We start from the raw sequence: 25,147 nt of genomic DNA, 5'->3' as shown, positions 1-25,147 counted from the left end.
GTGGGGTGCCTATCGTTCCTCGGCGGCCGTCGGAGAGCTCACGCGGGCGCGCAAGGCTTCGCTTGCCGAACGAATCCCCGAGGCGTCCCCCGGGCGCTTGGCAGAAGGCGGGAACTGCGCGAGAACCTCGAGGGCCTCCGGGGCCTGCTCGAGCGGAGCACCGGCAAGCACGAGGACAAGAGCGGCACGCAGATTGTGGCCCGTTGCCTCGAGCGCCGCACGCGCCTCCTCTTCGCTCACGTCGGTTGCCTCACGCACGATCCTCACGGTACGAGCGACGAGCTTCTCGTTAGTGGCCCGCACGTCAATCATGAGATTCTCGAACGTCTTGCCGAGACGCACCATCACCGACGTCGACAGGGCGTTGAGGAGCACCTTTTGCGCGGTCGCAGCTTTCATGCGGGTCGACCCCGTGACAACCTCGGGGCCAGTGTTCACGAGAAGCGGGACATCGGCAAGCGCCGCGAGCGGTGCGTTCGGGTTTGCGCTCACGAGCGCCGTTGCGAGCCCGCGCTCGCGGGCAGCCGCAAGCGCACCCTTCACGTACGGGGTTCGGCCACTCGCGGCAAGCCCCACGATGACGTCGTGCTCACCCGCGTGGTCCGCAACCACACTCGCGCCAAGCTCTTCGCTGTCTTCGGCGCCCTCGACAGCTTTCATCATTGCCCCATCGCCGCCGGCCAGATGCGCGACGAACATATCGGAGCCTGCGTTGTAGGTGGGAAGGAGCTCGACCGCGTCAAGAACACCGAGACGACCCGAGGTCCCTGCTCCCACGTAGTGCACGCGGCCCCCATTCGTGAGGGCGTCCACGCAGAGGTCGGTCAAACGCGCGATCTCGTGCGTCAGCGCTTGCACGGCCGCGACGACCGTGGCATCTTCCGCGAGGATGCGCTCGACGACCTGTGCGGATGCGAGCGTGTCGATATCGCGAGAGCGGGGATTGCGCTCCTCGGTGGGCGAATGCACTTGGACAAGCGGCGTGAGCGGGCCATGTGAATCAGTCACGGGAATCCTCCACGAGAAGTTGGCGGGGTGTGGTTGTCGATATCGGGACGGTGCGCAGGGCGTGCGGCGGGGTGAGTTGACCGAGCACAGCGGGCTCTGCCGCGCCGGTGGCATCGATCAGCGCACCGGGTAGGCCGTGCGCAGAGTAGTAGCCGATCAGGGCCATGAGGAACGCTTCTTTGATGTCGGGGTCGAGACCGCCGAGCGGACCCGTGGTCACCGTACATGCAGGTAGGAGCGCTTTGATGCGGGTCATGAGGGTCGGGTTGTGGGCGCCGCCGCCGGTCACGTGAAGGCGAGTGCGAGGCTCGTGCCCCACTTCGGCCTTGAGAGCATCGGCGAGAGTGCGGGCAGTGAGTTCCGTGAGCGTCGCGAGCAGATCCTCTGTGCTGAGCGCGTCCAGGTCGATGCCCGCCTCGTGGGCGCGGGCGGCGAGCCACGCCGGCGAAAAGTACTCCCGGCCCGTGGACTTTGGAAAGGGAAGTGCGAAGTACGGGTCGGCGAGCAGCGCTGAAAGAAGGCCTTCGTGCACGCGCCCGGCAGCGGCAAGGGCGCCATCCGTATCGCACGCCGTTCCCGTGCGAAGGGCGGCGGCCGCGTCGATGAGCCCGTTACCGGGGCCCGTGTCACCAGCGCGCACAAGCGTAGGAGCGGCGGTTCCGACGGCTGCCGGGGTGCACAGCGTCGCATTGGCAATCCCGCCGATATTCACCGCGCATCCGCCATCGGGGCCGAGCAGGAGTTGGTCGAGGAGAGGGGCGAGTGGCGCGCCGGTCCCGCCACGGGCGATGTCGGCGCTGCGAACGGTACTCAGCGCCGCAATCCCGGTGGCGGCGTGGATACGGGAGGCATCCCCAATGGCGAGGGTCGCGAGGGTGTGCCCGCCCTCGACGTTGTGAAAAAGGGTTTGCCCGGGCGAGACGACAAGATCGAGTGGTGTGTCGGCTCCGAGGTCGCGGGCATCGTCGCGCACGCGTGTGACGACGTCAGCGAGGAACTCGCCGACGTGTGCATCGAGCAGTGTGAGTTCCGCGAGCGAGGGAACGCTCGCCCTGGTCACGGCCTCGAGGACGCGACCGCGAAGTGCGTCGGGCCACGAGTACTCGCCCGAACTTACGAGACGCGCGCGAAGCACGTCGCCGTTGCGGGAGAAATCGACGAGGGCGAAATCCGCCGAATCAACCGACGTGCCCGTCATGAGACCGAGGATCCTCATCGAACGACCTCTCCCAGAGCGAGATCGGCTGCGGCGTTCATGACGCCCCGGCTCGCGCCGTAGGTGAGAAGAACGGCGGCGGGCGATGAGAGAGTGTGGGCGAGCGGCGCCGTTTCCGGAACACCCGTGTGAAGGACGATCAGGCGCGAGCCCAACTCGTGTGCATTCGCGACGGCCTGATCGAGACGAGCCGTTTCCGCATCACTCGCCGAGCCAAGCCGCGTGAGCACGAACGTCACCTGAGGGTTTTCGTAGCCCGGCGGCGGGTCGGCGGGCAGAAGACGAATACCTCGATGCTCGAGTACCGGCGCGAGAAAGGTGCGCCCTTTACCCGCCGCGTAATCGTGCGCGAAACGCGCATCGACGATGGCTGCGGTGGAAACTTGGTCCGCGACAGGCGACGACTCGAGTGCCCACCGCACCGCACGTCGAGAGGCACGCTCGCCAACTGCCTCGAGATGAGCCTCCGCACTCTCGAGTGCCTCCGCGGTGCACGCAGACGCGCTCGCGCGGCCCGCGAATGTCGTGCGCACGCGCTCGGCGCGCGAGCGCAGCTCACCGCGATCGAGCCGCCCCGAACGAAGAGCCTCAGCGATCGCGTCGTGGGCCTCGACAAGCATGTTCTCGCCATCGCGGCGGATCGACGTCCCAAGACACAGCAGGTGCGCACCTGCCTCAAGCGCCCGCACGGTTGCCTCCGCGTAGCCCACCGATTCGGTAATCGCCCCCATGTCGAGAGCATCGGTCACGAGGAGTGCATCGGGATTGATCCGCGCGGCGAGGGCATACGACCACGGGGCAATCGTCGCGGGCCCATCACCGAGCGACGGCACACACATGTGACCCGTCATGAGGGCGTCGGGCGCGCTGCCGAGCTCGCGGAAGGCCGCGACATGCTGGGCGAGGGCGTCCTCGCGCGACAGGGCGACCGTCGGAACTCCCAGGTGCGAATCAACCGCAGTGTCCCCGTGTCCGGGAAAATGCTTCGCGCAGCTCAGCACCCCCGCGCGCGAAAGCCCCTCGCACACCGCCCGCGCATGCCGCGCGACCGGCCCCGGCGACGTGCCGAAACTGCGGGCACCGATCACGGGATTTGCAGGGTTCGTGTTGACGTCTGCGACGGGGGCGAAGTTCATGCGTACGCCAATCGCGGCGAGCACCTTCCCGATGGCCTCGCCGTACTCGCGCGAAAGCTCGGGATCGTCGATGTCCCCGAAACCACGGGCTGCTGGAAACGCGCCGCCGTGCGCCGCATAGAGCCGAGTGACGTCGCCGCCCTCCTCGTCGATCGTGACGATCGGCTCTGTGCAACTCGCCTCACGCACCTGGGCGATAAGCCTTTGGGCCTCGCGCGTATTCGGCGTGTTGTACCCGAACAGGCACACACCGCCGAGTCCGGCGCCGAGCGCCTGCGCGAGCCATTCAGGGACGTCCGTGCCGGGAAAAGACGCGAGGAGAGGGGCGAGAGCATCGGCATCAAAACGAGACTGAGACATGGGTCACCTTCTAACCTTTGACCGCGCCTGCCGTGAGTCCCGACGACAGCTGGCGCTGGACCAGGACGAAGAAGATCACAACGGGAAGCGCGATGATGGTCGAGGCGGCCATGATCGGCCCCCAGTCGGCCGTGTTCTGGGTGAAGAACGTCCGCAGACCAACGCCTACCGTGTACTTCGAAGAGTCCGTCATAAACGTGAGGGCAAAAATGAACTCGTTCCACGCGGTGATGAACGCGAACACGCTCGTGGCGACGAGACCGGGGGCGACGAGCGGCAGGAGAATCGAGAAGAACATCCTGAACCATCCGGCGCCATCGATGTAGGCGGCTTCCTCAAGTTCCTTCGGGACCGCGGCGACAAAACCCTTGAGGTTCCAAATCCCGAACGGAAGCGAGAAGGCGAGATAGACGATCACGAGCCCGAGGAGCGAGTTGAGCATATTGAGGGTACGTGCCTGGAGGAACAGCGGGATCACAAGAGCCTCGAGCGGCACCATCTGCACCATGAGCACGAGCACGAGCACGACGGTGCGAAGGCGGAAGCGGTAGCGAGCGACACCAATCGCCGCGAACAGCGCGATTGCACCCGACAGGAGCACGGTGCCGGCCGCGACGATGAGGGAGACCTTGATGTACTCGAAGAAGTTCGCGTCGATCAGAACCGTTTTAAAGTGATCGAGGGTAAAGCCCGAAGGCAGAATACCCGCGCCGCGAGAATTCGCGTGCGTATCCACGGCGGTCGTGAGCATCCAGTAAAACGGGAAGAGCGCGTAGAGGAGCAGAAGGGCGATGCCGAGAGCCTTCGCGATATTTGCGGGGCAAAGCGGGTTCTTCTTATTGGCGGGTGTGGCGCCGGTGGGAGCGGGGGTACTCACAGTTCATCCTCCTTCATGAGTGCGCGCATATAGACCACGGAGATCGCGAGAAGGACGAGAGTGAGAAGTACCGCGATAGCAGAGCCCATGCCGTACTTTCCCTGCCCAAACGACTCGGTGTAGGACCACACGCCGAGGTTCATCATGTGTCGGTTCGACCCATCGCCGCCGGGCATGAGATAAATCTGCGTGAAGACCTTGAAGTCCCAAATCGTCGACAAGATGATGCACACGGCGAGGATCGGGCGGATCATCGGGATAGTGACGTTCGTGAAGCGCTTGAACGCACTCGCGCCATCGACCTTCGCGGCCTCATACAGGGACTCCGGGATCGTGAGGAGCCCGGCGAGGGTCGTCACGGCGATAAAGGGAAAGCCGTGGTACACGACATTGAGCGCGGCAATTCCGTAAAACGCGAGGCGAGAATCCCACCAGTTGGCGCTGCCCGGAGTGAACAGTCCGAGTGATTCAAGGACGCTCGCCACGAACCCGCTCGTGGGGTCGAAAAGCCACACAAACACGTAGGTGCCGGTCAGCGCTGGAACGGCCCACGCGACCATGATCGCGCCGATGCAGATGTTGCGCCACGTGAGCGAAAGCGTATTGAGAAACAGCGCAACGGCAACGCCCACGAGCATCGTCAGCACCACGCACACGGCCGCAAATCCGACGGTGTTGGGAAGCACGGTTGTCCACAGATGCGGGTCACTGAGAATCGCCGAATAGTTCGCGAAGCCCACGTAGTTGGTGGTGCCCTTCAGCAGGTTACGCAGGCCGTACTCCTGAAGCGAGAGGTCGAATACGCGAAACAGGGGGAAGATCAACAGGACCGCGAGCGTGAGAAGCCCGGGTGCGAGCAGCAGCCACGGCGGCAGGTGTCGGCGCGCCCACATCGACAGTCGTGACGAGCGGCTCGTGTCAGCCGGGGGCAGCGCACTCTCGTGAGTGTCGTTCATGGTGGTCATCGAGGAAGCTTTCGAACGTGAGCTGGGGGCTCGGGACCCAGCCCTCAGCGAGTGGGTCCCGAGCGATGGTCGGTGAACAAAAATACGGCTTAGGCGCCGAAGATTCCGTCCATTTCCTTAGCGGCAGCATCGGCGGCAGCCTGCGGAGCCTGGCCACCGGCGAGGACGTTGCTCAGGAGGTTCGGGAGGGTCTTCTTGCCCTCGATCTGGCCCCACATCGGAGTAACGGGTACGGACTTGCCGGCCTCGGTCATTTGCGAAGCAAAGACCTTTGTGAGGTCAGTGCCGTTCTTGATGGTCTCGTCGAGCGCTGACTTCGTGCCGGGGAAGAAGTTCGTCTCTTCACTCCACCGGGTCGCGAATTCGCCGGTTGTCATGAGCTTGATGAGTTCGAAGGCGAGCTCGGGCTCCTCGGAGTCCAGGAACCGGCACAGGTGGGAACCGCCCACGAAGCTGCCGGCAATCGCCGAGTCCTTGGCGGGGATGGTGAAGGCCGTGAGCTTGTTGAACAGCTCTTCGTCGCTCGCCTTCACGGTTGCGGGCACCCACGAACCGGTGATGAACATGGCGACCTTGCCCTCCTGGAACTGCTTGAGGGAATCGGTCTCCTTCCAGGTCGAGGCCGCCTCGGTCGACGAGCCATGCTTGAGGGCGAGGTCGGTGTACCACGTGAGGCCCTCGACTGCGGGCGCTTCGTTGATGGTGGCCTTCCAGTCTTTGCCGGAGCCTTCGGCAATGTCGCCGCCTGCTCCCCAGATGAAGGGGAGGAGAGCGAAAGGGGATCCGCCGTTGACCGGGAACGGGATGACGTCGGGATTCTTCGCCCTAAGGGTTTCGATCATGGCGAGGAGGTCATCCCACGACTGGGGCTGGGAGTTGACCCCCGCAGCTTCGAGGATCTCCTTGTTCGCGAGGATCGAGCGGATGCCCGCGTACCACGGCATGCCGTACAACTTGCCGTCAAGCGTGCCCGCTTCCTTGAGTGCATCGACGAGGTCAGAGTCGATGCCGGCCTTCTTGACGTCTTCCGTGAGGTCATCGAGGCCGCCGGCATCCGCGAACTCGGGAGTCCAGGTTGTGCCGATCTCGGCAACGTCGGGGCCGGTGCCACCCGCCATGGCGGTCACGAACTTGTCGTGCGCGCCATCCCACGGCTGGACCTCGACCTTGAGAGTCGCGCCCGTGTGCTTGGTGAACTCCTCCTGGAGGGCTTTGACGTACTCGTCAGTCTTGGCGTTCGTGCCCTCCATGATCCACAGGGTGATGGTCTTGCCGTCATTGGCGGCCTTATCGGTGGGGTTGGAGGAGGAACCGCCCGAATTGCCGCACGCGGCGAGGCCCACGGTGGCCGCGCCGAGTGCTCCGGTGGCGATGAGGTTCCTGCGGGTGATCATAGTGTCTCCTTTGAGCTATGGGGGACGGGCAGCGTCGTGAAAAAATATTTCATCCGTATGCCTCAAGATGAAACTTACCACAACTTGTGGGGTGGATGACATACTGGGCGAGACCGAAAGGACTGCTGACATGCCGATTTCCGTGATTCTGGGTGCCGACGTCGGAGCGACCCACACGCGCCTCGCAATCGAGGGAGCCGATGCGCGAAGCCGCGAGAGTTTCACGCCGGTCCGCGTCGAGGGCGCGGGGTTCAACGTGAGGTCCTCCGGGCCCGACGCGCTCGAGCACTTCGAGCAGACGCTTGCGCGCGCCTTCGCTCCACTCGACACCGGCAGCACCCTGGAAAAAGCCGTCTTCGGCATATCTGGAGCGGGGCCCGCCCGCCACGAGCGCATCGAGGCGCTCGTGCGTGAGGCCGTTGTCTCGCAAGCGGCCTCTCACCACATCCAGGTCGATCCCGCCAACGTTCGTGTCGTCGATGACCTCTGCACGGCATTCGCGAGTGCCTTCCCGGCATCCGCGTCACGACCCACCGGCGTTCTCGTTCTCGCAGGCACCGGCGCGGCAAGCGTGAGCTATGTACGGGGCGTGGAGTCGGTGCGCCGCGATGGCATGGGATGGCTGCTAGGAGACGTCGGCTCGGCGGTGTGGCTCGGCAAGCGCGCTCTCGAGGCAGCGGCGGCGGACCTCGACGCGCGCGGGAGCTCGACAGCCCTCACCGACCGTGTATGCGCGGCGCTGGGCTTCAACCCACGTGACACCGCGGCTCAGCTCGACCCGCGCCAAGCGCTCATCCGTGAAGCCTACGACCTGACCCCGGCCGAGTACGGGCGTTTCGCCCCGATCGTGACCGAGCTCGGTCACTTCGGCGAGGACGAAAGCGACGAGGTCGCACGCGAGATCGTCGCGCAAGCCGTGGACAGCCTCCTCGAGGGGGCCCTTGCGCTCGCGGATCCTCTTCGCGGCAATTCGCCCGTGAGCGTCGTCCTTGCGGGCAGTGTCCTCACCGCTCGCGGTCCGATTGGGGATCTTGTGCGCTATGCGCTTGAACGCGAGGGGTTCGACGTGCGTGAGGCTGCCTCGCCGCTCGAAGGCGCGCTTGCGTTAGCGCGCGCGGAAGCTCGCCTTCAGAAGGCGTAGGTGCGGGAGAAGAACCGAGCGCTCTCGCGCGCGCTGGGCACTCCCGCATCTGGATCAGCGCCGGCCTCAACGAGCACCTTGACCGCGTCGTCGAAGCCTTTGAATACAGCGCCCGCGAGCGGGCTCTGACCACGGTCGTTGAGAAGGTCGACGTCCGCGCCGTGCTCTGCAAGCAGCTTCACGAGTGCCGCGTGGCCGTGGTAGGCGGCAAGCATGAGCATTGTGTTGCCGTCTGCATCTTGCATGTTGAGGGGAATTCCCGCCTCGATGGCCGGGCGGAGAGCGTCGAGGTTTCCCTCGCGTGCGGCGTCCATGAGGGCGCGCGCGAGTGCGGCGGCCTCATCGGCGTCGGTACCGGACTGGGGCGCGGTGTTTTCACTCATGCCACAAGCGTAGCGATGATGGGCGCGGCCAGAAGGACGATCCCGAGTCCCACGCCCCACGCATCGTGCCACGTGAAGTGCGCACTATGGACCCACGTGCGCCGTTGCGCCGTCGCGAAACCGCGCGCGTCCATCGCGAGCGCTTGGATCTCCGCGCCGCGCAGCGTCGAGACGAGAAGCGCAAACGTTGCACCGGCGTAGAGTGCGAAGGAATTGCGCTGCTGGATGCCGCGGATGCGGCGCGTGAAGACGATGTCGCCCCACTGCGAAAACACGTGTCCGAGCCGCGCGAGGCCCGCACTCATGGCCGCCGCGAACCGCGCGGGAACACGACACTTTTGGGCGAGAGCCTGACCGAAGCGGGTCGGGTCCAGACCTTCAAGAAGGATCGCACCGGGGCCGACCATGGCGAAGATTCTCAGGCCTTCGACGCCGGCGCTCTGCCATGTCGACAGTTCGCCGAGTGGCCTGCCGGAGAGAATTCCGGCCGACCACGCGATGGTGAGCGCCGCGAGCACGATTGGTGCAAGGCGCGCCATGAGCCGGGCCGGAGTGCGCCAGGCGAGAGGGATGAGCATGAGAGTGAGAATGGTGCCCGTGAGCGTCGGCGCGAGCGTGTGCATTCCGAACGATCCCGCGAAGGCTAAAGCGGCGATCGCGAGGATCGTGAGTGGATTGAGCTTATCGGCAGCCACGGCGCGCGGCGGGTGGGGGACGCGCGGGATCGGGGAGCGGGGGACGGGTCCGACGGTTGCTGGCACTCGATACTCTCTCGGAGATCGTCACGCCCCGGCGCCGCCTCGAGGGCAATCACTCGGTCGCACGCGCGCACGAGCCGCTCGTCATGAGTGGCCGCAAGGACTGCGCGGCCGCTGACGAGTGCGCGAGCAATGAGCTCAGCCACCGCACCAAACGCCGCGTCGTCGAGGCCCACAGTCGGCTCGTCGAGCACGAGAATGTCGCGGCCCGAGGCGAGTGCCGTCGCGAAGGCGAGGCGCCGCTGCTCACCCCCTGAAAGCGTGAAGGGGCCGGCGGATTCGAGGTGAGCGAGGCCTGTCGCCTCGAGCCATGCCCGTGCGGCCTCATCGTCGTTCGGATCCTCGGCGCCAGCTTTCACTTCGTCGAGTACGGTGCGGGCGACGAAGCTCTGCTCGGGGTTTTGTGGGAGCCATGCGGCTCGAAACGGCGCCTTCTTCGCTGCGCGCTTACGCCTACCCGCACGTTCGCGGGTCTCCTCGAGAAGGTAGCGGATCAAGGTGGACTTGCCGATGCCACTTGGACCCGTGAGCGCGGCGAGTTCTCCGTTGTAAAGCTCGACGTGGACGGGGCCGGCAAACAGAGTGCGGCCTTCGAGCGTCGCGGGAACCTCGAGGTCAATGAGGGCGGCCCTCTCGCTGCCTCCTCGCAGCGATTTTTGCTCGCTGCCGAGCGCACTTTCGCCACGAGAGTTGTCCGCGCGCCATGCCCCCGCGGGAGCGTCCTCAAGTATCTGACCGCCCGCACCTATGCGGATGACGCGGTCGACGTGGTCGCGCCAGAGCTCCACTTGGTGATCCGCAACGACGAGGGTGAGGCCCTCGGTTGCTTCGCAAATGGCGTCGCGTACCGCGAGTGCCGTCTTGGCGTCGAGCATCGCAAGCGGCTCGTCGAGAGCGATCGCCCCGGCACCCGTGGCGATCAGGCCCGCGAGGGAAAGCCGCTGCTGCTGCCCTCCAGAAAGGTGGTAGGGGTTGGCGTCGAGCGGAGAAGAAAACGCGGCCGCGGCGTGTGCATCGCGCACCATCGCGGGCATGCGTGCAGGATCAACGCTCGCATTTTCCGGGCCGAAAGCGGTATCGATTCCCGTCGTCGCGCCCACGAACGAGTGGACGGGATTTTGCACCATGAGGGCGACGCCCGGCACGGGAGATGCCTCGGGGAGCGGCGCCGAGGGGTCGGCCCCTTCCGGTGGGTCCTCGGGAATGAGGCCGCTCAGGGCCTTGAGAATCGTCGATTTTCCCGAGCCGCTCGCGCCCGTGAGGAGAACGCGTTCACCCGCAGCAATCTGGAGGGAAAGGCCAGAGAGAACCGGGGCCCTACGCCCCGGTGGTGTATAGGTGAAGTCGTCGATCCCCACACCCACGGCACGGCGGGTGGAGGCAAGCGTCGGGCTCTCACTCACCGCTGTGCGGCCTCCTCACGCCCGGGTGCGAAATTCCCGAGAGCCCCGGTCTTCGCAAGCGCGCGCACGATTGCCGGCGCCGGCAACGCAAGCAGAATGACGCCAGAAATGATGAACAGTGCGAGGTGGGCGAATCGGAACGGCATGGCCCAACTCGGGAAGAACACGAACTGCTCCCAAATCCACTGCAAAACCATCGAGATCCAGGCGCCTGCGAGAACCCACTTAAACGACGGCTTCGCGTATTTCGTGGCGGCACCCATGACCTCGAAGCCGATCGCAACGATCGCGCCCGAGATCAGCACCGTCCACCCGAAGTGCGAGCCGAGAAGTGCCTCGATGATCGCGCCAATCCACATCGTGCCAAGTGCCGAGCCGGGTTTACGGACGATGAGCATCGAGAGCGCCGCCGGCAGAGCCCACGGACCCGCGGCGATGCCTTCACTGGGCGGGAAGAGCGAGAAGACGGGCTTGAGCGCGCCGAGACCGGCGGCGTAGGCGAAGAACGCGACGCCCGCGATCAGGCCCATCGATACAACAACGAGAAGATCAATAGTGCGGTAGCGAAAAATAGAATAGTTATCAGGAGCAGTTGTCTTCATCATGCATCGATTCTAGAACCGCCACGCGGGGCTTGAGAGACGGCAAAGTCCCTGCCCACCGGAAACTGATTGAGTGCGCCGGCCTTCGCGAGTGCCGTGACGATAGCGCGCCCGAGGGCAGCGAGAAGCGTGAGGGCGCTGATCCAGAAGAAAACGAGAAGCATGACTTTGTAGCCCGCAGACCACGAGGGGAAGTACGCGGTGATCTCGTAAAGCCATTCGAAGAGGGTCGACAGAAGCGAGCCGCCAATCACGACCGCTGCGCTCGTACTCGCCCACCCCGAGAGTGCGAACGCAATCTCGAAGCCCGCTCCCTGAAGAAGACCCGAGATGACGGCGCCCACGCCGAAGTGGCTCCCGAGCAGCGCCTCGAGGCACGCCGCGATAATCTCCGCGCCGAAGGCCGCGCCCGGGCGGCGGACGATCAACATCGCGACGAGGGCCGGAAGGCACCAGAAACCCGTGAGGAGGCCCTCGAGCGGGGGGAACACCGAGGTGAGAGGCGCGGTGAGGTTGTAAAGCTGGGCGTAGCCGGCGAAGGCAACGCCGAAGGCCACGCCCACCATGACGATCACCACGAGGTCGATCGTGCGGTACTTGATGCGGTCCGAAAAGCCCGGTCGAGGGGCGTGTGCGTTCGTCATCACCACTCCTTCCCACTCGGAAGGGGCACGCCCCGGCAGCCTTGCCACCGCGGCACGCGAGAAATCCCGACTCCCTACGCCGGCACTACCCGGATCAGGTTCGAGGGTCAGCGCCCTTTGCGCACTCTCAGCACCGGTCGGTGCTCCCCTGTCTGTGGATGACGCCGAACATCCTACATGGCTGTGTCGATGCTCGCGTGATCGCTCAGCGCGCGAATGAGATCGCCGCCGCAATCGCCTCCGCGGCTTCGCGAGGTTTCTCGGGACTCAACAGATACGCCTTGCCATCGCGACCGATGATCTCGACCAGCTCACCGCCGTGCGTGACCGCGAACGACGTGTCGGCCTGGGGGCCGAGGAGTGTACGAGGCTTGAACGGTTCGACCGCACTCACGTCGCTCAGAGTCGAGACCGTGACCTCTGCGCGCCCAAGACCGATGTTGCCCACGAGGGAACCCACGCGTTCCGGTGCGACCCTGCGCACTTGCACGGTGCGAAAGCTCTCGAGGGGCCACGTAGGGCGAGGAATGAACCCGCCGAGGCTCGGCGTGATACCGCGGTCGTCCACGAGGAAGGTGATCGACGTGCGCAGCCACGCCCACGCCGCGTACCCCGCGAAACCGAGCGCGAGGATCACGGCGGTGCCAATCCCGGAATCGCCAAACGTGAGAAGCACGAATGCGCAGATTGCCGCGCCGATCACGAGGGTGAGGAGAACGCGAGCCCAGGCGACCCGCCCTGGCCTCACCCTGCCTTTAAAGGGCGCGAGAGTTTCGTTCGTGCGCGCCATCGCTCACCAGATGCTCACGCGATGTTCGGGGGCGAGGAAGAGCCCGTCGCCTTCCTTCACCTCAAAGGCGTCGTGGAAGGCATCAATATGGCGCACGACCCCGTTCGCGCGGAACTCCATGGGCGAGTGTGGGTCGATCGCGAGGCGACGAATGGCATCAGCCTCGCGGTTCTTACCGCGCCACACAGCACCCCACGAAAGGAAGAGGCGCTGGATGCCCGTGTAGCCGTCGGGCCCCACCTCGTGTGCCGCTGCGCCCACCTCGTTGAGATACGCCTTGAGCGCGATCGTGAGCCCGCCGAGATCGCCAATGTTCTCGCCGATCGTAAAGGCACCGTTCACGTGATGCTCATCTGAGAGGTCGCGCGGGCTCATCGCATCGTAGTCGGCGATGAGTGAGCGCGTGCGCTTCTCAAACTCTTCGCGGTCCGCCTCGGTCCACCAGCTCTTGAGTGCGCCGTCACCGTCATACTTGGAACCCTGGTCGTCGAAGCCATGGCCAATTTCGTGACCGATCACCGCGCCGATCCCGCCGAAATTCACGGCATCATCCGCATCGATACCAAAATACGGCGGCTGAAGGATTGCCGCGGGGAACACGATCTCGTTCGCGCCCGGGTTGTAGTAGGCGTTCACGGTTTGCGGGGTCATGTGCCATTCGCCGCGATCGACGCTTCGGCCGAGCTTTGCCAGCTCGAAGTTGTGCGTGAAGGTCGCGATATTTCCGACGGTGGCGAGGAGCGAATCGGGATCGATCGTGAGGCTCGAGTAATCCCGCCACATTTCGGGGTGGCCGATCTTCGGCGTGAACTTCTCGAGCTTCGCGAGGGCCTTGTCGCGGGTCGCCGGGGTCATCCACTCAAGCGAGGAGATCGACTCGCGGTAGGCGGTGATGAGCGCCTCGACGAGCTGCTCCATGCGTTCCTTCGCCTCCGGCGGGAAATACTCGGCCACGTACTTTTTGCCCACGGCCTCACCGAGCGCGGAGTCCACGAGGCTCACGCCGCGCTTCCAACGCTCGCGGATCTCGGCGGTGCCCGAAAGCGTGGCGCCGTGGAAGGCGAAGTGGGCGTTCACGAATTCATCGCTCAGGTAGGGCGCAGCCGCGTCGATCGCGTGGAGTGCAAGCCACGCGCGGAGGTTCTCGAGGCTTTCGCTGCCCCACATCTTCGAAATGGCCGCCGTGTATTCCGGCTCGTTGATGTTGATGGTCTCGACCCACTCGGCCTTCGCGCCGGCGCCCTCGAAGTAGGCGCTCCAGTCGAAGCTCGGGAAGGCGCTCGCGCGCTCGGCGACATTCATCGGGTTGTTCGACTTCTCGCTGTCGCGCCGGCGCACGACGTCGACATGCTCTTTTGCGATGCGAGTCTCGAGATCCATGACGGTTTCGGCCAGTGCGCGCGCATCGCCTTCGGGGAGCCCGGCACGTCCCGGAAGTTGCGCAAGGTCGGCAAGGGTCGCGAGATAGTCAACGTAGGCCTCGCGGATTGCCCGGTACTGCTCATCGCGGTAGAACGATTCGTCGGGAAGCCCGAGGCCCGCTTGGCCGATCTGAGCCTGGTAGCGGTCGGGGTTGTTGGCGTCTGTCCACACGTACAGAGCGATGATGCCGGTGGGGGCCGTTGCTTCGCCAGTGAAGCTCGTGAGCGCTGAACGGTCGGCGAGGCCGAGGATCCGCTCGAGCTGCGGCTCGAGGTCGCGCGTGCCCACCTCGTTCAAGCGTTTTTCGTCCATGAACAGCCCATACAGCGCGCCGATCTTCCCCTCGATCGTTTCGGTGGAGGCCTCAGTTTTGGCGGCGTTCTCGATGATGCCCCGAACACGCTCCTCCGAGAGGTCGCGCAGGCGCATGAACTCCGAGTAGCTCGGCTTATCGGCGGGGATCTCAGCCGAGGCGAGCCACGCACCGTTGATGAAGCCGAACAGGTCATCCTGGGGGCGAACACTCTCATCAATCTGGGTGAGATCGAGGCCGGTCATGGAATCGGGCGAGGTCATGAGTCTCCTCAGAGGTAGGGGAGTCGGTTGTCCGACGGTTCCCTCCACCCTAGCGATCCGGGCTTTGCAAAAGGTGCGTGTGTCACATTGCGGTCGCGAAAACCGGGGGAGAGCGGGACTGGATTTTTAGAATGGGCCCGTGCCTACGCCTTCTTCCCCCGTTTCGTCCTCCTCCCTCGCGCCCGGACTCGTGCCGTGCCTCCTCGTCGCAGTCCTCGCGGTGATCGTGAACCTCGCTGCACCCGCGGTGAGCCCGTTGCTCATCGCGATCGTGCTCGGTGCACTCCTCACGAACGTCACAGAGATTCCTGAGTCGTGGGGAGCAGGCATCCAGTTCGCGTCGAAGAAGCTCTTGCGCGTGGGAATTGTGTTACTGGGCCTGCAACTCGCGATCGGAGACATTCTGTCGCTCGGCTGGCGCGTGATCCTGGGGGTGGTGCTTGTCGTGACGCTCTCGCTTCTGGGAACTCTCGCGATGGCACGGCTACTGGGGATCAGCCGCCCGCTTTCGATTCTGATTGCGTGCGGTTTCTCGATTTGCGGAGCGGCTGCTGTGGCCGGTGTGGAGGACATCGCCGATGCCGACGAGGAAGAGGTCGCCACAGCAATCGCTCTCGTTGTCCTTTTTGGCACCCTCATGATTCCGCTCGCGCCGCTCGCTGCCCACGCCATGGGCATGGGAGAGGTGGCAGGCGGTACGTGGATCGGCGCGAGCACTCACGAGGTCGCGCAGGTCGTCGCCGCGGGCGGGGCCTACGGGGCTGCGGCGCTTTCGGTCGCCGTGATCGTGAAGCTCACGCGCGTCGTTCTCCTCGCACCGGTCGCCGTTGCGCTCTCCTTCGCGGAGCGCTCGCGCGGCACGCTCCGCGAAGGAGCGAAGCGCCCGCCGATCGTCCCGTTGTTCGTTGTGGGGTTCCTCGTGATGGTCGGTATCGGTTCACTCCACATCATCCCCGCCGGGGCGCTTTCGGGGCTTAAGTTGCTGCAAACCGGGCTGCTTGCTGCGGCGATGTTCGCGCTTGGCCTCGGCGTGAAGGTCAAGGGGTTGATGCGCGTGGGCGGGCGTCCCGTCATTCTTGGCGCGCTCAGCACCGTGTGGATCGCCCTGCTGGCGCTTGCCATGGTGGTTCTTTCGGGAACGATGGGCGCGTAGCAAGCGTCGGGCGCCTTAGGAAAGCGCGGCGACCCCGGGCGCAAGCACAAAGGCGACGGCGAGGGCGGCCGTCACGACGCCGATCGCACAGGGGGCGAACACCCACGGAGAGTTCTTACGCCGCTCAGGGCTCAAACTTTGCACGATGAGGGTGGAAAGGCCCGAGGCTATTGACAAAACGATTGTCGCGACGGTCATGATCGGAGCTGCTGTCACAAGCGTGCACGCGCCGAGTTGGAAGAGGAAAAGACCCGCGATATCAACAAAGCGCACGGTCATCGCTCGGCGCACCGAAATGCCACCGTCGAGGACGCTCAGGACAGTCTCCTTCGACCAATCCGACGGGTGCGCGATGCGCCGACGCGACGAGGCAAGCTGCACGGTCGCGAGAATGGCCCACACGAGCATCGCCCCCACGCCGATCCACAGGCCCAAAGCGCCCCTCCATTGCCAGCTGAGGGTCACGAGGGCGATGAGGGCGACGAGCAAACGCAGGAGCTCTTCGATGGCCACGCGGCCAACGAGGAACCACGGCGAAGTGGTCATCGCCGGGCCCTTCTTCGCACCGACCGTGCCGGCCACGAGCATGAGCGCGAGATGCGCGAGTCCGAGTCCAATGCCGAGGAAGAGCACCCCGGCCGAAGTCGGTGTCGCCACGAGGCACGCGGCGAAGAGGACAAGGGCGAGAAGGGGAGTGAGGAGCGAGAGGATCGCAAACCCGCGCCCGAGCGCGTGAACGATGTCGTTGCCCGTAGGACCGTGATCATGATCGCTGCCGCACGAACAACGATCGGTGCCGGGATCCACAACGTGGGCGGGTTCGGGCGCTGTACTCACACATTCTCCTTGGTCAACCGGGTGCCGGATGCGCCCTCCAAGCGTAATGAGACAACTCGCATTTGCCCATTAGGCACAGGAAAATGCGAGGAACCCAGCTTAAACTTGGCACATTGGTGTGCGCGACGAGGCGTGGGCTCCGCGCCGTGCACTCACCGCACCGGCAAACTATGCGAAGAAAGGGGAACGAGAAATGTCGAACATCGCCCCTTCACACGAGGCCCCAGAAGGTCCAGGAAAACAGGACCTCCGCGACACCCCTACCCTGAAGAAACAGCAGCGTGAACGTGCACTCGGTGCAGTTCTTGGAGCTGCCACGGGCGACGCGCTCGGCGCTCCTTACGAATTCGAGCCGCCGATCGCAGACTCCGACGATGTGGCGATGGCTGGCGGAGGTCAGCTCGGCTGGAAGCCGGGGGAGTGGACCGACGATACGGCAATGGCGATCGTGATCTTGCGCGCCGCCGCCCACAGCGAACACACGGCACCTTTCGAACGCGAAAGTGCCCTCGATGCGATCGCCGCCGGCTGGTTCCAGTGGTCGCGTGAAACGCCCGACATTGGAATCCTCACCTCGAATGTGCTCCTTGCCGCGCTCGAAACAGCCGAGGCCCACGGCAACAGCGTGCCCTCGGGCCGCGACATGCACGAAGCCGCGCGCGTCATCAACAAGGAGAGGCATCACACTGCTGGCAACGGTGGGCTCATGCGGACACACTCGGTCGTTCTGCCCCACTTGCACGCGAGCGACGATGAACTCGAGCGTGCCGTCGTTGCCGTCAACACCCTCACCCACGTCGATCTCGACACAATCGAAGCCGCGGTTCTGTGGAGCTTCGCGATCCGCCACGCGATCCTCACGGGGGAGCTCGATGTCAGCATCGGTCTCACACGACTTGCACCCGAACGGCGCGAGCGTTGGAGGGGACTCATTGCCGAGGCGCACAGCGCGCCGCCCGCCTACTTTGCGCGAAACGGCTGGGTGATCCACGCCTTCCAAGCGGCGGTCTCGGCGCTGTGGCACGCGGGTGGCGTTCCCGAAGACAAGTTTGAGCGGCGCGCCTACTTCGCGCGCGTGCTCGAAGCGTCGGTGCGCAGCGGTAACGACACCGACACGGTTGCTGCCATCGCCGGTTCCCTCGCGGGAGCCACGGTGGGTTTCAAGGCGATCGACCCCGTGTGGCGGCGGGCGCTCAATGGCTGGCCCGGCATCACCGGAGAAGATCTCGTGCAACTCGCCACGACCGTGCTAGAGCGCTCCGACGTTTCCTGAGCCGCCACGCTCGCCCGTGAGGGGCGGAGGAACCCGCCGAATACGCCCTCCATTTCCGGATTGCCCTGCACCTTTTCACCCGCAAAAGAAGAGGGGTGGAGGGCGGCGTGCACGCACCGCTCCCCACCCCTGTGCCGACCGCTATGAGAAGAGCCGGGCACGAGGCATTTTCTTCCTATTCATCCCTCCGTGCGAGCGCTTGCGCGGGCGCTGCCGCGCTCGCCCGAAGCCCGGGAAGAATCGAGGCGAGGATGCCGGCGATGAGCCCAGCCACGACAATCACGATGAGATACAGCCACGGGACTGCAGGGTAGAAGGCGAAGTCCCCTACGAGGAGCGAGCGCACACCGAGGATGCCGAACAGACACCCGAGCACCGCGCCGATCAAAGACCCAAGCGAAGCGATGAACGCGCCTTCCCACAGGAGCATCGCGCGAATCGCCCCTTTGGATGTGCCGAGTGCCCGCATGAGCGCGTATTCACTCGAGCGTTCGATGACGCTCAAGCTCAGCGTGTTGGCAACGCCCACGAGTGCCACGACCACAGCTACGGCGAGGAGCACGACCGTAATCGTCAAGAGGGTTTGGATCACCGTGGACATGATCTCGCGCTGGGCGCCCTCGAGTTTCACCATCATGACGGTGTCGGGAGGCAACTGCTCGGAAAGTTCCCCGACTGACACGACAATGTCGAAAATGGAGGTATTTGCGCGTTCGGGGGAGTTCGGGTCCGCAAACTTTGCGAACACCGCCTTGCCCTCGCGAACGCCGAGATCGTGGAGGGTGTCTGGGTTGATGAGAGAAATCGCGAGCCGCCCCGAGACGCGGACCTTGAGCTCGTGAGACGAGCCGTCTTCGCCAGAGATACTAAGGGTTTGGCCGTCCTTGACGTTGAACCTTTCCGCGCGGTCCTTGCCGAGAATGATTTCTCCCGGTTGTGGCAGTTCGATCTGATCGGACGTTGCAACGGCTTTGATGTCGTCCGCGGTCGGGGCGAAGGTCGTCATCTCTTCGGAAGCGCCGCCGATCATCAAATCAGCGGCGGGAACCTCTCGGGCCTCGCCGACGCCCGGGGTGCCTTTGACCTTGTCGAGGAAACCGGCGGGCATATCCGTCGCCGCAATAATCGAGTCGACCGGGACGCGGTCGGTGACCTCCCGAATGAGGGTCTTTTCGGCCGTGACCGCCCCGGCGGCCATCGTCGCCATGAGGGTTGTGCCAATAATCAGAGCCGACATCGTGATACCCGTGCGCTTCGGATGGCGCGCCGCATTGAGGAGCGCAAAGCGTGCGCTCGTAAGGCCGAGGGCCGAGGCGATCGCGTTGCCGGCCTTCGCAACGGGCGGAATGAATGCGGGGAGAACCCCGATCACGCCGAGAAGTACGGTGATGGAGCCAACGAAGGCAAGGAGCATCGAGATAAGTGGCGCGTATTCGTCGTCTTTGAGTGCAATTGCCACGGCGAACGAGCCGAGTATCAGCACGATGCCGAACGTGACCACGGCGGCAGAGAAGATCGTGCGAATAAGCGAGGCGTGTTTGCCCGAGGCCACCTCCGCAGGCCGCAGAGCTTCGAGAGGCTTGACGCGCATCGCGCCGAGGGCTGGGAAAACCGATGCGCAAACGGCGAGGATAAGCGAGGATACGAGCGGGACGAGGACCGCGAGGATGTTGAAACCCGGGATCACCGGCAGTGCTTCGGTGTAGGTTGCACGCCCGAGGAGCAGGATGCCCCACCACGCGAGGTAGGCGAGGAGAACACCGGCAAGGGCGCCCACGACACCCACGAGGAGAGCGTCACGAACGATCGCCCACATCGCCTGTCGGCGTTTCGCGCCGAGTGCACGCGCGAGAGCGAACGAGCGTCGGCGCTGGGCCATTGTGACGGCGAAGGAATTGGTGACCACGAGCGCGCTCGTGGCAATCGCAATCAGGATGAATCCCAAGAGGACCGTTGAAAGCAACCCCATAATGATGAGGGTCATCGTTTCTGTTTCCTCGAGGTACTTCGTTACCGTGATTGCCGAATCGTAACCGGCGCTCTTGAGGTTAGCGACCAGCGTTTCTTCGCTTACCCCCGGTTTCGCGACGACGGCTATGGGGTACATAGAGAAGGATTGATTCTCGGAGTCGCTCCCGGTGGAGCCAATAATCACATCGATGCCGGCATTCGAAAAGGTGAGTCGGCCCCCCGGGTTGAGCACCTGTGAGAGCAGGGGGCGATTGATACCCGAGACGGTGAACTGGAGAGTCTTACCGGTGTCGAGGGACTGGATCGCGAGCGTGCTGCCGACCTTGAGGTCGCGCTTTTTCGCGTACGTCGAGTCAACGGCCACCTCGTTTTCGGCACTCGGCTCCCGCCCTTCAACGTAGTCTGCCCCCACGCCTGGCCGCACGGGGTTGACCGGCACGAAAGTGCCCTTCGACTTGAGCGGGTTTTCTTGGCCTGTCTCGCCTTCATCGAGGGCGATGGCCACCAACCCGGTCGACATGTAAAAAGCGCCGTCGGCACCCTCGACCTTCCCCAGAGCCTCGGGTGTGAAAACCGCCGAGTTCGTGTCGCTACCGTACGTGGGTTGCGCAACCGCGCTCGCACCGGCGACCGGCTCGGTCATTTGTGCGCGCACGGCGTCGCCAAGAAAACTGACGGCGAGAACAGCAATGGCGATGAAGGCGCTCGTGAGGGCAATCGTGATGGCGGCGGCAAGGTGCCTGCGCCGCGGCTGAAGTTTCAGAGTACTCACTGTGCCTGCACCGCTTTCTGGCCGATGTACTCATCGGCGACGATTCGGCCGTCATGCATGCGAAGAATGCGATCTGCCCTGTGGGCAGCGTCGTCTTCGTGCGTCACCATGACGACGGTGTGGCCGAGAACGTCGACGCTCTCACGCAAGAAGCTCAGTACGGCCTCGGTCGAAGCCGAGTCGAGGTTGCCGGTGGGCTCATCGGCAAAAATGACAGCGGGGCGCGTGACGAGAGCGCGCGTCAGCGCGACGCGCTGGATCTGGCCACCCGAGAGCTGACTGGGGCGGTGCCCGAGGCGCTCGGCGAGACCAAAGCGCTGCACAAGCATCCCGAACCATTGCTCATCCACCTTGCGACCGGCGAGTTCAAGTGGGAGAAGAATGTTCTCCTTAGCCGTGAGCATGGGCAACAGGTTGAACGACTGGAAGACGAATCCGATTCGGTCGCGGCGGAGGGTTGTGAGCTGCGAGTCCGAGAGCTGAGTGATGTCGACGCCCTCAACCACGATCGTCCCCGAGTCGATTGAATCGAGACCGGCGAGGGAGTGGAGAAGAGTCGATTTTCCGGAGCCCGAGGCTCCCATGATCGCGGTGAACTCTCCGGCACGGATGTCGAGCCCGACTGCGTTGAGAGCGGTCACCTGGTTGCTGCCGCTTCCGTAGGTTTTGGTGACCCCGCGCGCGCTGACGGCGACGTGAGAGGGGGGAACGGTTGTGGACATGGGTACTCCTCTGGATGTCCGGGGTGATGTGATCGGTCAGACATCTCTTATTCTTCGCGAGCGTATGCGCTGAGGCAACAGTCTCGAGGCGCGGATGTTCTGAGGGGATCTCATACGTGAGATTGAGGGGGATTGCGACTTTTGGAGCGTCATAGTGCGTCACACCTTTTGGTTTTCTCCGCCGAAAACCCCTACTATGGAAGAGCTTATGGGGTGCATAAGCGTTAGTTAGCGCGGATGGCCTCGAAGAACGGTGTAACGACACGATTGAGGAGAGACATGCATATCGATACCCGCGCCATTCTCGCGCCGCGCACGAGCGAATTCGGGGCGGTTGTTCCGCCCGTCCACCTCTCCTCAACCTTCGAACTCGATATCGACACGATTGATGGCGACTACGCCTACCAGCGCGGCTCGAACCCCTCGCGCGGCGATCTCGAGTCTGTGATCGCCAACCTTGAGGAGGCAAAGTACGGCTTTGCCTTCGCCACAGGAATGGCGGCGGTGAGCTCGGTCTTCAGCCTTTTGAGTCCTGGCGATGAGGTTCTTTTCTCCTCGGATGTCTACGGCGGCACCTTCCGCTACGTCGAAAAGATCTTCCCGCGCGCAGGTCTCACCGGCACGTTCTTCGACGACCTCGGCTCTATTACGAGCGAAGACCTGAGCGAGAACACGCGCATGATCTTCGTCGAATCACCCGGCAACCCCACGCTGCGCGTCGTCGATATCGAGCGCCTCGCGAAGCTCGCGCACGCGCACGGCGTTCTCCTCGTCATCGACAACACCTTCATGACCGCGGTGCTTCAACGCCCCCTCGACATGGGTGCCGACCTCGTCGTGCAGTCCGCGACGAAGTTCCTCGGCGGACACAGTGACCTTCTTGCGGGTGCCGTGACCACGAATGATGCCGAGCTCGCCGAGAATATTCGGCTGAGTCAGAAGGTTTTCGGCGGGGTTCTCGAGCCTTTCACCTCGATCCGTCTTCTCCAGGCGATCAAAACTCTTCCGCTGCGCATCACACGTCAGCAGGAGAATGCCGAAAAGCTCGTCGCCTACCTCCGCGAGCATCCGGGTATCCAGACCGTGCTCTCAGCCGGATCCTTTAGTGAGCATGAGCGCGAAATCCACGAGCGCCAGGCCGCGGGCATCGGTGCAGTTTTCTCCTTCGAGCTCGCCGAGGGTTACGACCTCAAGACGTTCCTCCACGCGCTTGAGATTCCCTCCTTCGCGGTGAGCCTTGGCGGAGTCGAATCCCTCATGTCGATTCCCGCGACGATGAGCCACGACGGCATGACGCAGGCTGCGCGCGAACGCGCCGGCATCACGGATACTCTCGTGCGCTTCAGTGTGGGGATCGAAAACATCAACGACCTCCTCGCTGACTTCGATCAGGCGCTTGATGCCGCCAAGAACTCATAATCCAACCCTCATTTCAAGGAGTCCTCATGTCCCGTTTCGTTTCGCGTCGCTCGATCCTTGCCACCTCCGGTATTTCCGCCGCCGCACTCGCTCTCGCGGCGTGCGGTTCCTCCACAGGTGAGAAAGGGGGCGGCGGCTCGAGCAGCGCCGGAGACGTGCTCAAGGTTGGTGTCGAAGGCGTCTACAAGCCCTATAACTTCCACGATGAATCGGGAAAGCTTGTGGGATTTGAGATTGACATCATCGAAGCAATCGCGGAGAAACTCGGCACGAAGGTCGAGTATTCCGAAGCGAAGTGGGACAGCCTCCTCGCGGGCCTTGACGCCGGGCAGTACGACCTCGTGATGAACAACGTCGCGGTGACCGACGAACGTAAGAAAGCCTTCGACCTTACCGTCCCCTACGCCCTCACCCAGGGGCGGCTCGGCGTACCGGAAGGCTCGGACATTACGTCCCTCGCTGACGTCAAGGGGCGCCGGGCTGCCCAGACAACAACCTCAAACTGGGGGGACGTAATGACCGATGCCGGTGCCGAAATTGTCGCGTCCCCCGGCTTTGCTGAGTCGATTGAGCTTGTCTCGTCGGGCCGCGCTGACGTGACCGCAAACGAAGTCGTCGCCTTCAACACGTATCTCGAAGAGCACCCCGATGCCCCCATCACGGTGCTCGACGAGGAACTCGAGACCGAGATCCTCATCGCCGGTGCGCTCAAGAAGGGAAGCGAGCTCACCGAGAAAATCAATACGGCCATCACTGCACTTCTTGAGGACGGCACGATCAAGAAGATCGACGAGGAGTGGCTCGGTCTTGACCTCACGCCCAAGAAGTAACCCGTCACGGAGACCTCCTCGTGAATTTTGACCTTTCGCGCGCGATTGACGTGTGGTCGAGCGCCCTTGGGCCCATGCTTCTTGCCACGCTCAAGGTCACGATCCCGCTTTCGCTCATCGCCTTCGCGATTTCGCTTGTGCTCGCCGTTCTCGCGGCGAGCGCGAGGCTCTCGCGTTTTCGCCCGCTCAAGGCGATTGCGTGGCTGTACGTGTGGGTTTTTCGCGGAACGCCCCTACTCGTGCAGCTCTTCATTGTGTTTTACGGTCTCCCGAAGGTCTTCCCGGGGCTTTTGCTCAATCCGTGGACGGCAGCCGTCGGAACCCTCGCCTTGAACTGCGGTGCGTACGCTTCCGAGGCCGTGCGCGCGTCGATCCTTTCGATCCCGCGGGGCCAGTACGAGGCGGCGGCGACTTTGGATCTTGACCAGCGCACCACCTTTTTCAAGGTCATCGCGCCGCAAGCGTTCCGGATTGCGCTCCCACCGCTCAGCAACGACTTTATTGATCTGGTGAAGGGCACGAGTCTCGTGTCGACGATTACCCTCCTCGACATGTTCATGGTCGCGCAGCAGCATGCCGCCGCAACCTTCGAGCCGTTCTACCTCTATATCCTTGTGGCGGCGATTTACCTGGCCCTCGTCTCGATGCTGAGTCTCCTCCAAAGGTGGCTCGAGAAGAAAGCGAGCGTGTACGTTGAGCGCGACTAGCATCCCGGAAAACATTGACGCGAGCGTCACTCGCGAGCCTCTGAAACTACGGTCAATCACGAAACGGTTCGGCGCCCTCACCGCGCTCGATCACGTTGACCTCGATATCGAGCCCGGTAAGACTACCGTTCTCCTTGGCCCCTCCGGCTCGGGGAAGTCGACTCTTCTACGCTCGATCAATCTGCTCGAAAAGCCGGATGAGGGCACGCTCGATTTTGGCGGTGGGCCGATCGAGGTGAGCCAGAGACTTTCGGATCAGAGGATTCGGGAGATCCGGCGCCATTCGACCATGGTGTTCCAGCAGTTCAACCTTTTTCCGCACCTCACGGCCCTGCAAAACGTGACGCTCGCGCCCGTGAAGTCCCGAGGCATGGCGAGGGCCGAGGCGCGCGAGCGGGGTATTGAAGCCCTCACCCGCGTGGGCCTAGCGGAGAAGGTTAATTCCTATCCGTCGCGGCTCTCGGGTGGTCAGCAACAGCGAGTCGCGATTGCTCGAGCGCTCGCCCTGAGTCCCGACTATCTGCTTTTCGACGAGCCCACCTCGGCGCTCGATCCGGAGCTAGCTGCCGAGGTGATCGCGGTACTTTCGTCACTTGCGGCGGAGCATCGCACACTCGTGGTCGTGACACACTCGCTTCAGTTTGCGCGCAGCGTTGCCGATCGCCTCGTGTTTCTCGAGGAAGGAAAGATCCTCTTCAACGGCGATCCCGAACGCTTCTTCAACTCTGAGGATGAGCGCCTCAAGCGTTTTGTGAGCGTCGTGGGGTCCGTCTAGGAGTGTGAAACGG

23 protein-coding genes and 1 riboswitch are annotated in these 25,147 nt (G+C 63.9%); of the genes, 7 read left to right on the top strand and 16 right to left on the bottom strand.

Annotated elements, in window-relative coordinates; translation table 11 throughout:
- Positions 1-9 precede the first annotated feature (9 nt).
- The 6 genes from murQ to NBW56_RS07300 all read right to left on the bottom strand — a co-directional run bounded on the left by murQ (position 10) and on the right by NBW56_RS07300 (position 6,956).
- Positions 10-1,008 carry an N-acetylmuramic acid 6-phosphate etherase gene (murQ, locus tag NBW56_RS07325; RefSeq protein WP_250258649.1) on the bottom strand — a complete coding sequence of 333 codons (999 nt, stop codon included), beginning with the start codon at positions 1,006-1,008 and terminating at the stop codon, positions 10-12.
- Positions 1,001-2,224, bottom strand: a complete 1,224-nt coding sequence (locus tag NBW56_RS07320) for an anhydro-N-acetylmuramic acid kinase (protein WP_250258643.1) — start codon at positions 2,222-2,224, stop codon at positions 1,001-1,003. The genes murQ and NBW56_RS07320 overlap by 8 nt, the downstream gene beginning before the upstream one ends.
- Positions 2,221-3,720 (bottom strand): glycoside hydrolase family 3 N-terminal domain-containing protein, encoded by a 1,500-nt coding sequence (locus tag NBW56_RS07315; RefSeq protein WP_250258642.1) that lies wholly within the window; start codon positions 3,718-3,720, stop codon positions 2,221-2,223. Before NBW56_RS07315 ends, NBW56_RS07320 begins: the two co-directional genes overlap by 4 nt.
- Positions 3,721-3,730: 10 nt before the next feature.
- A complete protein-coding gene (locus NBW56_RS07310) occupies positions 3,731-4,597 on the bottom strand; it encodes a carbohydrate ABC transporter permease (protein WP_502799332.1) in 867 nt (288 codons plus the stop codon).
- Positions 4,594-5,562, bottom strand: coding sequence for a carbohydrate ABC transporter permease (locus NBW56_RS07305; RefSeq protein WP_101686853.1), 969 nt, complete (start codon positions 5,560-5,562; stop codon positions 4,594-4,596). The genes NBW56_RS07310 and NBW56_RS07305 overlap by 4 nt, the downstream gene beginning before the upstream one ends.
- Positions 5,563-5,651: 89 nt before the next feature.
- A complete protein-coding gene (locus tag NBW56_RS07300) occupies positions 5,652-6,956 on the bottom strand; it encodes a sugar ABC transporter substrate-binding protein (RefSeq protein ID WP_034372629.1) in 1,305 nt (434 codons plus the stop codon).
- Positions 6,957-7,086: 130 nt separating this feature from the next.
- On the opposite strand from NBW56_RS07300, the gene NBW56_RS07295 reads away from it, so the two are divergent.
- Positions 7,087-8,097, top strand: coding sequence for an N-acetylglucosamine kinase (locus tag NBW56_RS07295; protein WP_180755177.1), 1,011 nt, complete (start codon positions 7,087-7,089; stop codon positions 8,095-8,097).
- Here the strand turns inward: NBW56_RS07295 and NBW56_RS07290 are convergent.
- The 7 genes from NBW56_RS07290 to NBW56_RS07260 form a co-directional block, all read right to left on the bottom strand.
- The gene (locus NBW56_RS07290; RefSeq protein ID WP_034372631.1) at positions 8,085-8,480 is read right to left on the bottom strand and encodes an ankyrin repeat domain-containing protein; all 396 of its coding nucleotides are present in this window, start codon (positions 8,478-8,480) and stop codon (positions 8,085-8,087) included. The genes NBW56_RS07295 and NBW56_RS07290 overlap by 13 nt on opposite strands.
- On the bottom strand, positions 8,477-9,175 hold the full coding sequence (locus NBW56_RS07285; protein ID WP_250258640.1) for an energy-coupling factor transporter transmembrane component T family protein: 699 nt from the start codon (positions 9,173-9,175) through the stop codon (positions 8,477-8,479). Before NBW56_RS07285 ends, NBW56_RS07290 begins: the two co-directional genes overlap by 4 nt.
- Positions 9,124-10,641 (bottom strand): ATP-binding cassette domain-containing protein, encoded by a 1,518-nt coding sequence (locus tag NBW56_RS07280; protein WP_250258639.1) that lies wholly within the window; start codon positions 10,639-10,641, stop codon positions 9,124-9,126. Before NBW56_RS07280 ends, NBW56_RS07285 begins: the two co-directional genes overlap by 52 nt.
- Complete coding sequence (locus tag NBW56_RS07275; RefSeq protein WP_081976459.1) at positions 10,638-11,246, bottom strand: ECF transporter S component; 609 nt, start codon at positions 11,244-11,246, stop codon at positions 10,638-10,640. Before NBW56_RS07275 ends, NBW56_RS07280 begins: the two co-directional genes overlap by 4 nt.
- Positions 11,243-11,887 (bottom strand): ECF transporter S component, encoded by a 645-nt coding sequence (locus tag NBW56_RS07270; protein WP_250258638.1) that lies wholly within the window; start codon positions 11,885-11,887, stop codon positions 11,243-11,245. The genes NBW56_RS07275 and NBW56_RS07270 overlap by 4 nt, the downstream gene beginning before the upstream one ends.
- Before the next feature lie 54 nt (positions 11,888-11,941).
- Positions 11,942-12,047, bottom strand: a riboswitch (TPP riboswitch).
- Positions 12,048-12,092: 45 nt separating this feature from the next.
- Positions 12,093-12,677 carry a hypothetical protein gene (locus NBW56_RS07265; protein WP_250258637.1) on the bottom strand — a complete coding sequence of 195 codons (585 nt, stop codon included), beginning with the start codon at positions 12,675-12,677 and terminating at the stop codon, positions 12,093-12,095.
- 3 nt (positions 12,678-12,680) lie between these two features.
- Complete coding sequence (locus tag NBW56_RS07260; protein WP_250258636.1) at positions 12,681-14,675, bottom strand: M13 family metallopeptidase; 1,995 nt, start codon at positions 14,673-14,675, stop codon at positions 12,681-12,683.
- A 139-nt stretch (positions 14,676-14,814) separates the two neighbouring features.
- Here NBW56_RS07260 and NBW56_RS07255 point away from each other — a divergent pair, with 139 nt between their 5' ends.
- Positions 14,815-15,828, top strand: coding sequence for a YeiH family protein (locus tag NBW56_RS07255; RefSeq protein ID WP_065247569.1), 1,014 nt, complete (start codon positions 14,815-14,817; stop codon positions 15,826-15,828).
- Between the two features lie 15 nt (positions 15,829-15,843).
- Here NBW56_RS07255 and NBW56_RS07250 read toward each other — a convergent pair whose 3' ends face one another.
- Positions 15,844-16,665: a hypothetical protein gene (locus tag NBW56_RS07250; RefSeq protein WP_250258635.1), complete on the bottom strand. Its 822-nt coding sequence runs from the start codon at positions 16,663-16,665 to the stop codon at positions 15,844-15,846.
- A gap of 193 nt (positions 16,666-16,858) precedes the next feature.
- On the opposite strand from NBW56_RS07250, the gene NBW56_RS07245 reads away from it, so the two are divergent.
- Positions 16,859-17,938 carry an ADP-ribosylglycohydrolase family protein gene (locus tag NBW56_RS07245; RefSeq protein ID WP_250258634.1) on the top strand — a complete coding sequence of 360 codons (1,080 nt, stop codon included), beginning with the start codon at positions 16,859-16,861 and terminating at the stop codon, positions 17,936-17,938.
- A 175-nt stretch (positions 17,939-18,113) separates the two neighbouring features.
- On the opposite strand, the gene NBW56_RS07240 is transcribed toward NBW56_RS07245, so the two are convergent.
- Together NBW56_RS07240 and NBW56_RS07235 are read right to left on the bottom strand one after the other, a co-directional pair.
- A complete protein-coding gene (locus NBW56_RS07240; RefSeq protein WP_250258633.1) occupies positions 18,114-20,681 on the bottom strand; it encodes an FtsX-like permease family protein in 2,568 nt (855 codons plus the stop codon).
- Positions 20,678-21,403 carry an ABC transporter ATP-binding protein gene (locus tag NBW56_RS07235; RefSeq protein WP_065247571.1) on the bottom strand — a complete coding sequence of 242 codons (726 nt, stop codon included), beginning with the start codon at positions 21,401-21,403 and terminating at the stop codon, positions 20,678-20,680. The genes NBW56_RS07240 and NBW56_RS07235 overlap by 4 nt, the downstream gene beginning before the upstream one ends.
- Positions 21,404-21,682: 279 nt before the next feature.
- Here NBW56_RS07235 and NBW56_RS07230 point away from each other — a divergent pair, with 279 nt between their 5' ends.
- The 4 genes from NBW56_RS07230 to NBW56_RS07215 are packed head-to-tail and all read left to right on the top strand — an operon-like array spanning position 21,683 to position 25,134.
- Positions 21,683-22,822 (top strand): trans-sulfuration enzyme family protein, encoded by a 1,140-nt coding sequence (locus NBW56_RS07230; protein ID WP_250258632.1) that lies wholly within the window; start codon positions 21,683-21,685, stop codon positions 22,820-22,822.
- 26 nt (positions 22,823-22,848) lie between these two features.
- A complete protein-coding gene (locus NBW56_RS07225; RefSeq protein WP_250258631.1) occupies positions 22,849-23,652 on the top strand; it encodes a transporter substrate-binding domain-containing protein in 804 nt (267 codons plus the stop codon).
- 20 nt (positions 23,653-23,672) lie between these two features.
- Entirely contained in the window at positions 23,673-24,359 is a 687-nt protein-coding gene (locus NBW56_RS07220; protein ID WP_250258630.1) for an amino acid ABC transporter permease, read from the top strand.
- The gene (locus tag NBW56_RS07215; protein WP_250258629.1) at positions 24,346-25,134 is read left to right on the top strand and encodes an amino acid ABC transporter ATP-binding protein; all 789 of its coding nucleotides are present in this window, start codon (positions 24,346-24,348) and stop codon (positions 25,132-25,134) included. The genes NBW56_RS07220 and NBW56_RS07215 overlap by 14 nt, the downstream gene beginning before the upstream one ends.
- Positions 25,135-25,147: the final 13 nt, after the last annotated feature.

The organism is Dermabacter sp. Marseille-Q3180, from assembly GCF_940792985.1.
GTDB classification, from domain to species: Bacteria; Actinomycetota; Actinomycetes; order Actinomycetales; family Dermabacteraceae; genus Dermabacter; species Dermabacter vaginalis.
The sequence above is the reverse complement of the archived record's forward strand: the minus strand, read 5'-3'. Positions and strand labels throughout refer to the sequence as shown.